The 10,548-nt window shown below is 55.0% G+C and carries 12 protein-coding genes and 1 pseudogene; all 13 read left to right on the top strand.

What is annotated here, in order from left to right; translation table 11 throughout:
* Nucleotides 1–96: 96 nt before the first annotated feature.
* A pseudogene (locus QZ196_RS16145) lies at nucleotides 97–510 on the top strand (DDE-type integrase/transposase/recombinase); the annotation flags it as partial.
* 153 nt (nucleotides 511–663) lie between these two features.
* Entirely contained in the window at nucleotides 664–1,311 is a 648-nt protein-coding gene (locus QZ196_RS16140; RefSeq protein WP_296428270.1) for a hypothetical protein, read from the top strand.
* A 328-nt stretch (nucleotides 1,312–1,639) separates the two neighbouring features.
* Nucleotides 1,640–2,416, top strand: coding sequence for a type III secretion system inner membrane ring lipoprotein SctJ (gene sctJ / locus QZ196_RS16135; protein WP_296428268.1), 777 nt, complete (start codon nucleotides 1,640–1,642; stop codon nucleotides 2,414–2,416).
* A complete protein-coding gene (locus QZ196_RS16130) occupies nucleotides 2,416–3,018 on the top strand; it encodes a hypothetical protein (protein ID WP_296428266.1) in 603 nt (200 codons plus the stop codon). Before sctJ ends, QZ196_RS16130 begins: the two co-directional genes overlap by 1 nt.
* On the top strand, nucleotides 3,015–3,689 hold the full coding sequence (locus QZ196_RS16125) for a hypothetical protein (RefSeq protein ID WP_296428263.1): 675 nt from the start codon (nucleotides 3,015–3,017) through the stop codon (nucleotides 3,687–3,689). Before QZ196_RS16130 ends, QZ196_RS16125 begins: the two co-directional genes overlap by 4 nt.
* A 5-nt stretch (nucleotides 3,690–3,694) precedes the next feature.
* On the top strand, nucleotides 3,695–5,005 hold the full coding sequence (locus QZ196_RS16120; RefSeq protein WP_296428262.1) for a FliI/YscN family ATPase: 1,311 nt from the start codon (nucleotides 3,695–3,697) through the stop codon (nucleotides 5,003–5,005).
* Complete coding sequence (locus QZ196_RS16115) at nucleotides 5,002–5,493, top strand: hypothetical protein (protein WP_296428259.1); 492 nt, start codon at nucleotides 5,002–5,004, stop codon at nucleotides 5,491–5,493. The genes QZ196_RS16120 and QZ196_RS16115 overlap by 4 nt, the downstream gene beginning before the upstream one ends.
* Nucleotides 5,480–6,520: a FliM/FliN family flagellar motor switch protein gene (locus QZ196_RS16110; RefSeq protein WP_296428257.1), complete on the top strand. Its 1,041-nt coding sequence runs from the start codon at nucleotides 5,480–5,482 to the stop codon at nucleotides 6,518–6,520. Before QZ196_RS16115 ends, QZ196_RS16110 begins: the two co-directional genes overlap by 14 nt.
* Before the next feature lie 5 nt (nucleotides 6,521–6,525).
* On the top strand, nucleotides 6,526–7,167 hold the full coding sequence (sctR, locus tag QZ196_RS16105) for a type III secretion system export apparatus subunit SctR (RefSeq protein ID WP_296428255.1): 642 nt from the start codon (nucleotides 6,526–6,528) through the stop codon (nucleotides 7,165–7,167).
* Between the two features lie 3 nt (nucleotides 7,168–7,170).
* A complete protein-coding gene (locus tag QZ196_RS16100; protein ID WP_296428253.1) occupies nucleotides 7,171–7,446 on the top strand; it encodes a flagellar biosynthetic protein FliQ in 276 nt (91 codons plus the stop codon).
* A gap of 1 nt (nucleotide 7,447) precedes the next feature.
* Nucleotides 7,448–8,263, top strand: coding sequence for a flagellar biosynthetic protein FliR (locus QZ196_RS16095; RefSeq protein ID WP_296428251.1), 816 nt, complete (start codon nucleotides 7,448–7,450; stop codon nucleotides 8,261–8,263).
* On the top strand, nucleotides 8,256–9,293 hold the full coding sequence (locus tag QZ196_RS16090) for an EscU/YscU/HrcU family type III secretion system export apparatus switch protein (RefSeq protein WP_296428249.1): 1,038 nt from the start codon (nucleotides 8,256–8,258) through the stop codon (nucleotides 9,291–9,293). Before QZ196_RS16095 ends, QZ196_RS16090 begins: the two co-directional genes overlap by 8 nt.
* Nucleotides 9,294–9,477: 184 nt before the next feature.
* Nucleotides 9,478–10,107: a response regulator transcription factor gene (locus QZ196_RS16085; protein ID WP_296428247.1), complete on the top strand. Its 630-nt coding sequence runs from the start codon at nucleotides 9,478–9,480 to the stop codon at nucleotides 10,105–10,107.
* The last annotated feature ends 441 nt before the right edge of the window (nucleotides 10,108–10,548 follow it).

Here is a 10,548-nt window from a genome sequence, read left to right as displayed (position 1 = left end):
ACGCAAGAGCGCGGCGGCAAATCATGATGGCCACCGCGATTGCTTTGCCCCCCGGAACGTGACATTGCTGCGCAATGCACTGCCGGGCAGTGGTACAGCAACCGTAAGAAACGCGATCTGGCGATCAGGGCACTGAAGATGGCCATCGCCCTGCGATCACCGCCCAAGGACTGTATCTTCCACAGCGACCGTGGCAGCCAATACTGTTCGCACGACTACCAGAAGATACTGCGCCAACATGGCTTCCAATTTTCCCCCCTCTCATGCATGTAAACATGCACTGCCGGGGCAGTGGATGAGCGGCAAAGGCAATGGTTATGACAATGCCGCCGTCGAAACGTTCTTCAAGACCATCAAGGCAGAGCTGATCTGGCGACGGTCACATGGGAAACGCGGCGGCAGGCCGAGATGGCATTCTTCGAATACATCAACGGCTTCTACAATCCGCGCCGCCGCCATTCAGCACTGGGCTGGAAAAGGCCGGTCGTTTTCGAACGGAAGGTGGCTTAAACGAGCACCGGGGGCAGCACGAAAGCGCGACAGGTCCAGTCTGATGTCGGCGACATCAATGGCGGTTGGCTAGATGGATACAACGCCGGCATCACCTTTGATGCCGCAACAGACAGTTATTCCACTGTCGGCCAATCCTATCAGCTGGAATTGGTGTCGGGATCAACACTCCGGACCAGTGTGAGGGTCGAAGGGTCTGGCTATGATGAGGGGGACATCAACTTCGCCTTCCAATATCTCGATCCTGTTGTGATGCCACCAGCGGGACGCGATCCCGCAAACAGCGATCCTGCGCTGATGGTTGAACTTGTATCCCTCAACGATTGGTATGATCCAAACTGGGGCGGCGGTTACACCGCAACCTTCGATATCACCCTGTCAGCCGACGCGCTGATTGGCACATCCGAGCACGACTGGACCTTGAGAGCGGTCGTGTCAGATGCAGGCGACATCACCAATGGGTCGCTGGACGGATATAACGCTGATGTCACCTTTAACGGAGACGCGGACAGCTTCTCTACAATTGGTCAATCATACCAACTGGCACTCGTCGACGGTTCAACACTCAGGGTCAGTGTCCAGATCGAAGGGTCCGGCTATGATGCGGGCGACATCGACTTTGTGTTCCACGACCTTGATCCGGTCGAAACGGCCGTTTCTCCAGGGGTCACTGTTGCTGACAATGCTTATGCGGCAGACGCAGCGCCGGCATCGGATATGTCTACCAACGACGCCATTTGGGGCAGCTTGATTGATCAGACATGCTCGCTCTTCGGCGTGGATGCATTTGACTTCTGGTAACGGGTGCCCCCGGGCGCTTGACGAATCGTCGCGCAGCAAGTGTTGCGCGGCCTCAATAACCCAGCCCGGATCGCTTAGGGTGTCATCCTGCACTCAGCCGGATCAGACCCCTGTGTCGCATGACCCCAAGGGCGGAATACGCGCAATAAAAGGCCGCTGCGCGTCGTTTTCGGTCCGCATTTCGCTGGACCACCCCCGTAGTGTGACCTTCGCTCGCTACGCAACCGCCTACGTAGGCGTCGTTCCACTACGTAGATGGACTGAATGACATCAGCGGGAAAGTTCCCCAAGGTCGGTAGAAATAACTGACCATATAGGGAGCCATCGGATGATTGCCGAACGTTCAAAAATGAAGCTTGCGGGCACTTTTTTACTTCTGGCGTTGGCACTGGGTGGCTGCAAGGAAGTGCTTTACTCCGAACTTGCAGAGCGCGAGGCCAATGAAATGGTCGCTGTGCTTGCGTCGGAAGGCATTGGCGCCAGCCGGGAGCGCGACAAAAAAGGTATTTACACGATCTCGGTTGAATCGGTTGATATCGCGGCGGCTGTCACGCTTCTGAGGGCGGCAAATCTGCCGCAGGAGAAGTTTGAGTCGTTTGGCGATGTGTTCAGCGCCGAGGGCATTATTTCCACGCCATTTGAACAACAAGCCCGCTACGTCTACGCGCTGAACCAAGAGCTGTCGCACACGCTGACCAGTCTCGACGGGATCAGAACCGCGCGGGTGTTGATCACGTCGCCGCCACAGGGCCGATACGACAGAACGCCGCCCCCCGCGACCGCATCCGTCACGATCGAGCACCCCCGCGACGTTGATATCACCAAGCAGGTCAGCACCATCAAGTCGATTGTCGCACATGCAGTGCCCAATCTGGACTACGATGATGTGGCCGTCGCATTGTTTGCCGCCGGAGGCCCGATCATGATGGCGCCAGCGGAAAACATGAGCCTGCCGGTTTCGTCGGCTGGTATTTTCGGGACCAAGGCGCTGGTCGCCGGGTTCTGGCGTCAGATATTGATGGTTGTCGGTCTGCTCAGCTTTGGTGCGGTGCTGATGATTTTGCTGCGGCGCGATGCGCCGATGTCAGGCAAAGGACACAAGTAATGGCTACCTTGGCACCATACAGAACTGCGGCCCAGATGAAGCTGCATCCCGACTGGACTGTTCAATGGGCAAACACCTTTCCCGACAAGAAGATGCCCGAGGACATGATGTCGAATGAGCGGTTTTCACAGCGTGTGGGTCAGCTCATCATGCAACAGGTGCGCGGTCACAGTGGTATCGGCAACATGCCCGAAGGCGAAAAAGGGCCACAGCTGAAGTTTCTGCTTTCATGCCGGTCCGAGGTGATTTTACGCCTGTTGGGCGCACTATGGCTGGCACCGGTTCTTGCCCCGCAACTGCCAAATGCCGCCGTGCGTCAAAAATATGATCTGCATGATCGCAACGAGCTGTCATTGATCCTGCAATATTGCGAACAGACAACGGTAAATGTCGTCGGAGCGCTTGCAAGTGCGGCCAGTCTCGAAGTCGAAGGCCTGCTGTGCCTGCATGCCTGGTGGGCGCAGTTTGATCGGACGCTGATCGACCGTTTGACGTTGCTATACCCAGAGCCGCCCACGACGCGGGGCCCGAGTCTGATGCGGTCTTTGTTGGTTTCGCGTGCCTTGTCTGATGAGACTGCGCAGGAGTTGTTTGTAGCATGACCGACGCACCCCCCAAATATCGTGCGACCCGCGTCGCCAAGGATACGTTTTCGGCGGCGGCTGACATTACGGAATCTGCACGCGAAACGGCGCAGCGCATTATCGCGGATGCAAAGGCTACAGCAGCCGAGCTAACGGCCCAGGCAACCCAGCAAGAGACGAGTTTTGAGAACCGTGTTCGCAATATGACCGACGCGCAGGTGCGGCAATATATTGACGACCAGACGATGATCCAAAGCGCCAAAGCCTTGGCAAACATGCTAAATACCGCCGCAAGTATCAGGGCAGAATTCGAAACGATGACCCCTTGGTTTGTCGGCTTCGTGGGCAGTTGCCTGCAAAGGATCGTCGGCCAGATCGACACTGACGTGCTGATCGCCCGCGTGGTGAGTGAAGCGGTGGCCGAGATGAGTGTCGACCATTCGCTGATGTTGCGGGTCCACACCGCAGACCTCGCTAACCTCAAGCGGCTCGCGGTCGATCGGCCGGATGTATTTGCCGCTGTGACCTCGATCCTGCCCGATGCGAACCTCAAAGAAGGCGAAATGATGCTTGAAGGCGCTGGTGGCTTCGTCAAATTGGGGCTTGCGACCGCGATCAAGGCGACCGTCACCAACCTTGAGCAAGTTCTTGGCGAAATGGCCCAACCGCCGCAAATGGGACGGGAATAGATCCGATGCTGACATCCCTGCCCCAACTGCAAGATCGCATGGCGCAATTGCCCGTGAGAAGCCATATTGGCCGTGTGAACAACGTGACCAACGCTGTGCTTCAGGCCGGAATGCGGGGCGCGCATTTGGGCGACGTCTGCGAAATCGACCGGGCGGGTATGCCGCCGCTTCTGGCTGAGGTCGCGGCGCTATCTGGATCCAACGTGATCTTGACGCCATTTGGTGCCACGACGGGTTTGCAGGTCGGTGCGCAAATCCGGCAAAGCGGACGCGCGCTGACGCTGCGTGTCGGTGCGGGAATGCTGGGGCGCGTCGTCGATGCATTTGGCCAACCGATTGATGACCGGGGTCCGCTGAATAACCTGACAGAAGAGCGTGCGATTAAATCCGCAGCCCCGCCCGCGATGTCACGCCCCATGATCTGCAAGCCGCTCATCTCGGGCCTGCGGGTGATTGACGGGCCAATGACGCTGGGACGGGGTCAGCGTATGGCCATTTTTGGTCAGCCCGGCACGGGTAAATCGACCCTGCTGTCACAAATTGCGCGCCACACAGATGCGGATGTCGTCGTCATCGGTCTGGTGGGCGAGCGTGGTCGCGAAGTGCGGGAATTCATCGACCGGGATCTTGACGAAAAAGCCCGCAAACACGTGGTTATCGTGGCCGCCACATCTGACCGCGTGGCGATCGAGCGGTCGCTATGTGCGCACACCGCAACCGCCGTGGCGGAGCATTTTCGCGATCAGGGCAAATCCGTCCTGCTGATGATTGATAGCCTGACGCGGACGGCGCGCGCATTGCGTGAAATCGGGCTGTCGATTGGTGAGCCACCCACGCGGCGCGGCTATCCGGCGTCCGTCTATCCCGCGCTGCCTGCCATTATTGAGCGCTCGGGGCGTGCGGAAAAAGGCGATATTACAGCGATCTATACAGTGTTGACCGAGGGCGATGGACAGGGTGACCCTATTGCGGAGGAAGTCCGAAGCCTGACGGATGGCCATATCGTATTGAGCCGCAAGCTGGCTGAATCGGGTCATTATCCGGCGATTGATGTGTTGGACAGCCTGAGCCGGATCATGCCCGCCGTTACGCCCGACGCGCATCGCCAGGTTGCAATGCAGCTGCGCGGATTGATGGCAAAATACCGCGACATCGAACTGCTTTTGCAAATCGGGGAATATAAGACCGGCGGCGACGCCGAGGCCGACAAGGCCATTGCGGCGATGCCGGAAATTCGAAAATTCCTCCAGCAAAAAGAGGGAAACCCGCAGGAGTTTAGACAAATACAGCAGCTGATGCGGCGGGTTCTGGCATGAATTACCCAGACAAACGCCTGAGCGTCCTGATGCAGATCAAAGAAGCGCGGCAAACCGCATCTCGCCTGCGGCTTTCTGAAGCGATGGATGTGGAAACGCAGCGACGCACGGCCGAAGGGCGCGCACAGGACCATTACGATCACTGTAGCGACGTCGCAGACAATTACGTGCGCGCCCGGTTTGAAGAGGCCGCCGATGTCAGAAATATGGGTCGGTTTATCGAAGGCGTTGCCTTGGGTAATTTCGGCGCCCGACGTGATGCGTCGCGGGCCAAGCTGGTGATCGAACGGGTCGCATATCGCCGCAACATCGCCACGCAGGACCGTGAAAGGGCGGCAAAAAAGTTTCTTGCCGACATGCGATCCAAGGATGCGCTTGAGAAGGTTTTGCAAGACCAGCGCGCACAGGCATCAACGCATTCCGACATGATTGAGGACGAAACCATGCAAGAGCTATCGGCGGCAAGGAATACCAATGGGAAAGCATAGTGAAATGGGTACGGCAGTGGCGGTCATCACACCGTATCAGTGGCCGGCGTTGCCGGAAATTCATCCAGTGGAACCAGCTTTGTTGCGGGTCCTGCCGTCCAAACCGCAGTCTTTGTCGCTTCCTATCGGCAATGTCGAGATCGAATTGCGTGGACCTGTTTCGGTTCCGCTGGGCCAAGATCAATTCGTGACAAAAGTCGAAATTGGTGACGAGATTGTCGAAGTCTGGGCCACGACCGACATGCTGACACTGGCACTGGGGCTAAGCGGGCTGGATGACAATATCGCTGACTATCCGGTCGGTGCGCACCCTATTATCCTTGAATATCTGCTGATGCCGATTTTAGGTTCATTGGCCAACGCGCTGAATACGCCGACTGTCAGTATCGCGCATCATGCCGCGCCGCAGGGCCGCCGCCGGGCTGCGGGTATTGGTCTCGCGCTGTCTATACCGGAATTGGGCGAACACACTGCTGTCGTGACTGGGTCTGAGACGCTATTGTTGCGCATCGCGTCGCTTTGGAAAAGCGACCGGATGGGTCATGGGCTTTTGAACCTCAAGCAAATTCCGTTCGACTGCGTGCTTCGGGGCCAGAATTTTGAGATTATGCGCCAGGATGCTGACCTGCTGACTCCCGGTGACATGCTCTTGATCGATCAGGCATGGTTTGAAGCAGCCGATCTGCGGTTGCAGGTCGCAAATGCAAGTCAGGCGCAGGTATCTGCTATTGCGGCTGGCATGAAATTCAGCGCAGAATTCAAGACCATCAAGAGGAAACGCCAGATGCAAACCCAACAAGACGCCGAAGCTAACGCACTCGATCTGCCTGTCACTGTGAGCATCGAACTTGCACGCAAACAAATGAAACTGTCGGAACTTGAAAAGATGGCCATCGGTGCCGTTGTCCCGTTTGACATTGAACAAATGACTGAGGTTGTCCTGACGGCAAATGGTCTGCAACTGGCGCGCGGCGAGTTGGTCAAGGTTGACCAGCAGATGGCAATTCGCATCACAGAAGTTAACTGAGCCAAATGGAATCGTTTACAGCGCCCCTTGTCATTGGGTTTTTGGCGGGCTTTCTGCTATTGGCAGTCGTTACGCTGACTTCGTTCGTGAAGGTTTCGGTTGTTTTTATGATCGTCAGGCAAGCTCTCGGGCTGCAACAGGTGCCATCCAACGTCGTGCTACTGGCATTGTCCGTGCTGTTGTCTGTGTTCATTTCATTGCCAATTTTTCGTGAATCCGTTGACGCGATTTTCAATGTCGACCAAGATTTCAATTCAGTCGATGGATTGCTGGCTTTTTGGAATGCAGGGATCAGTCCGTTCCAGACGTTTCTGTTGCGCCATATCGACCCCGTCCACATTGGTTTCTTTGTTGATACTGCGAATGAACTTTGGGCTGGGTCAGGGATGCAAGGCGATGAGAACAATTTTATCATCCAACTGCCGGCCTTCATGGTCAGTGAACTGACAGAGGCTTTCAAGATCGGTTTTCTGTTGTTCTTGCCCTTTGTGGCGATTGATCTTGCGGTCACGACAATCCTCATGGCGCTTGGCATGCAAATGGTGCAGCCAAATATCATATCCGTACCCTTTAAGTTGCTCACATTCGTGTTTGTCGACGGCTGGGCCCGGATCATTGAGGGTCTCGTTTTGACATATCAGGTGTAAATTATGGATTTTGGTGCCACCTTTGGAAGCTTACTCGTCCGTTTCATGCTTGATGTACTTTTGTTGGCGGGCGTGCCGCTGGCCGTTGCGACGCTGATGGGATTGATCATTTCGTTCTTTCAGGCCGTCACCCAGATCCAAGACCAAACACTTTCACAAACTGTGAAAATCGCCTCGATTGCTGTTGTTTTGCTTGCGGCTGGCACCAGTCTCGCGGGGCCACTCATGACCTCGACGCGCGAGATTTTTAACGACTTCGATGTGATCGTCGGTCGATAGCATGATTGGCGATCTAGCCAGAATTATCTCGCAATACGGTATCGAAGAGGTCATGCCGATCCTGTTCGTCGTGACCCTGCGACCGCTGGGCCTTTTGTTTGGCTTTGGGTTGTTTTCTTGGGCATTCCGTGGTGCGCGTACCGTCCGTATTTCGATTGCAATCGCTTTAGGCTTACCGACACTTGCGCTCACCATCCCGGATATTGAATTACTCATCGCGCAAGCTACTTTCGGGCGTATTGCCTGGCTGGCACCAAAGGAAATCATGCTTGGGATGGCCATGGGTTTTCTGGCAACCCTGCCCTTCTGGGCTTTGCGGTATGCGGGATCAATTGTCGCGGTGTACAAAGGTGAATCTGACGGCGGTTTTCAGGACCCCGAAGGGGGAACATTTGAATCAACGGCCTTGTTGTTCCAATTGATCGGCATGGCGGCATTCGTGAACGCAGATGGATTGTGGTTAACCGTCGCAAACCTATATAAAAGCTATCAAATTTGGCCGCTGAATAGTCCGTTTCCGTTAGTCGCCTTCGAAACGTCCACGCTGCTATTTGGTATTCTTACAACCACGCTGGTCACAGCGATCAGGACCGCATTGCCACTTTTAGCCATCTTGATATTCATTGATTTCACTTTGGCGGTCGCAACACGCATTGGGCGACAGATCAAGCTGTATGACCACGCATTCGCAGTGAAAAACCTGGCTGCGCTGTCCCTGATGCCAATGTTCGCTTATCTGATTTGGATCATCAACGCTGATATCGGTCTCGTTTCAGCCGACGGTTTTTCGTTCTTGAAGGCAGTGCTGAATGAGTGAATCTGAGGAAAAAACCAACCCCGCCAGTGCCCAGAAGCTGCGTAAACAACGCGATAAGGGATCAATACCCAGCGGTCAGGAAGTTGCCAAACTCATTTCGACCGCAGCCGGCCTTTTGGCATTGGCGACCATGGCACCGGCCATCTGGAAGCAGTTGATCGCAAGTTTGGAAGCGGCACCATTACTGATGCAATTACCATTCGAAGAAGCATCAACAATTGCATCCGTAAAGCTGGGGCAGACTATATTCTTTGCCGTCGGTCCGCTTGTCGGCGTCATATTTCTGAGCGGCTTTCTGACGACCCTCATTTTTAACCGTGGGTTTGTATTTTCCCTTGATCCGGTCGCTCCAAAGCTAAACCGGATTTCGGTCACGTCCGGGTTCAAACGTATTTTCGGTCGCCGTGGCTGGATGGAACTCGCGGTGTCAGCGGTCCGCGTGGCGTTATGGCTAATGGTTGCCGCGTTTATCGGAAAAACGTGGCTTCCAAGCTTTATGGCCTCACCGACATGTGCTGGCGCTTGCACGGCGGACATCGCGGTGCCGCTTGTATGGATTATCCTGATCGCGGCTATTGCCATCATACTTAAGTCGGCTGCTATTGAAGTAATGATTCAAAAAAATCAGTTTCTACATGAACAGCGCATGACAAAAACCGAAGTCAAACGCGAACAGAAAAACAGTTTTGGGTCACCCGAAGTCCGCCGCGAGCGCAACAGACTTAGAAATGAGGCCCAGCAAGAAACGACAAAACCCGGTGCTAAAAATGGCAACTTTCTGTTTTTCGGACCCGACTGTGCGGTCGTTATTCGCTACCAACCGCCAGATGAAAAGATACCATTCGTTGTCGCCAAGGTCAGAGGTGCCGATGAAGTTGCCAATTTGCGGCGTTCGTTCACGGGAAACGGCCGATTGGAGTTGAGCGCACCAGCCCTCGCCACGGCTGCGCAAGGTACCGAACTCGGCTCTGGGCTTGACTCACAGCACTACACCCTGCTCACGACAGCGTTCGACGAGCTGTTCGGCTAAGCTGCATTCCCATACGCAACTACGTAGTGTCTTACGTAGTTGCCCACAGGGAAAACCGGCACGCAACTGATTGGAACAAACATGTTTTCGAGTCAAAATATATTATAGCGAGAAGCCGTTGAATTCTTTGACGAAAAGCTATCAGGGTCTGGCGGCTGACCAAAAAAATACGCAGGGAGCATCAATGGAAACGCGCACTAGGATTGTTGTTGCTGACAGCCACGAAATCGTACGCGAAGGGCTTGCCAACAAACTTGAGCTCGAATGCGGGTACGATATTGTCGGTCAGGCCGCTGATGGATACGCTACGATCAAGGCCTGCAGGATGCTTAGTCCAGATATCCTCGTGCTGGGGCTGTCCATCATGCGACCGTCTGGTCTGGACACATTTGCCAAAATCCGTGCGATCAACAGCGATATAAAAGTCGTTGCAATGGCGTCCGATGCCTCGGCTACGGATGCATTCACCGTGCTGGCAGAGGGTGCGCTCGCGTTTGTTCCACGCGATGCAAGGGTCGTTGATCTGCTGAATGCAGTGCGGTCCGCCGAGCTGGGTTATGCCTGTGTGCCTGATGAATACATCCGTCAATTCACCAATTTGCGCCGCAATGTTACGCGCACGGGCAACATATATGGCCTGTCGCCGCGCGAGCTGGAGGTCGTTGAAGCCTGTGCAGGCGGCGCCAAGACCAAGGAAGTCGCAGAGCTGCTGTCAATCAGTGTGCGCACAGTCGAAACCCATCGCAACTCGATCTACCGCAAGACTGATTGTCGCAATATGCGCGAGCTGAGCGTTATCGTGGAGCGTCTTTGACGTTTCAATACCGCAGGTGCTCCCGATTCATTTAACAGGTTTTGGCTGCCCGGATTCTGGGATCACATCCCGTTGAAAACTGGGCGACTTGGCTATGTTAGAGCGCGGTGTGAGATTTTTGTGAGCATTATACAAAAGAAAAAGCGCAGTAAAAAGGGAGTATCCGAAACTCTGTGTATGAGGCTCGCCCATGCAGGTTTGACGGGTCATCTATTGACCCGTTCTGGGTGTAGGATAGCGAACTGGTTTCGTGCGGCCATTTGAAGTGGTCCTGCTTTTTAGGACAGGTTTGCGGCTTGTCTAAGATGCATCTGGTGTGTGTTCATGCCGCTTTTCGTATCTCTGCGTGGCCAAAGTATGCGATGTCCGGAGTGCGCTTATCAAGGTGAGAACGGCAATGCAAAAGTGAGCCACGGAAGTGGTGAGATTGTCTTGCTGCGG

The organism is Yoonia sp., assembly GCF_017854565.1.
In the GTDB taxonomy this organism is placed as follows: Bacteria; Pseudomonadota; Alphaproteobacteria; order Rhodobacterales; family Rhodobacteraceae; genus Yoonia.
This window is presented reverse-complemented; position numbering and strand designations above follow the sequence as displayed.

Excerpts from the sequence above, each read along its gene's own strand:
- sctJ (WP_296428268.1), top strand. The coding sequence starts at position 1,640 with ATGATTGCCGAACGTTCAAAAATGAAGCTTGCGGGCACTTTTTTACTT.
- QZ196_RS16130 (WP_296428266.1), top strand. The coding sequence starts at position 2,416 with ATGGCTACCTTGGCACCATACAGAACTGCGGCCCAGATGAAGCTGCAT.
- QZ196_RS16125 (WP_296428263.1), top strand. The coding sequence starts at position 3,015 with ATGACCGACGCACCCCCCAAATATCGTGCGACCCGCGTCGCCAAGGAT.
- QZ196_RS16120 (WP_296428262.1), top strand. The coding sequence starts at position 3,695 with ATGCTGACATCCCTGCCCCAACTGCAAGATCGCATGGCGCAATTGCCC.
- QZ196_RS16115 (WP_296428259.1), top strand. The coding sequence starts at position 5,002 with ATGAATTACCCAGACAAACGCCTGAGCGTCCTGATGCAGATCAAAGAA.
- QZ196_RS16110 (WP_296428257.1), top strand. The coding sequence starts at position 5,480 with ATGGGAAAGCATAGTGAAATGGGTACGGCAGTGGCGGTCATCACACCG.
- sctR (WP_296428255.1), top strand. The coding sequence starts at position 6,526 with ATGGAATCGTTTACAGCGCCCCTTGTCATTGGGTTTTTGGCGGGCTTT.
- QZ196_RS16100 (WP_296428253.1), top strand. The coding sequence starts at position 7,171 with ATGGATTTTGGTGCCACCTTTGGAAGCTTACTCGTCCGTTTCATGCTT.
- QZ196_RS16095 (WP_296428251.1), top strand. The coding sequence starts at position 7,448 with ATGATTGGCGATCTAGCCAGAATTATCTCGCAATACGGTATCGAAGAG.
- QZ196_RS16090 (WP_296428249.1), top strand. The coding sequence starts at position 8,256 with ATGAGTGAATCTGAGGAAAAAACCAACCCCGCCAGTGCCCAGAAGCTG.
- QZ196_RS16085 (WP_296428247.1), top strand. The coding sequence starts at position 9,478 with ATGGAAACGCGCACTAGGATTGTTGTTGCTGACAGCCACGAAATCGTA.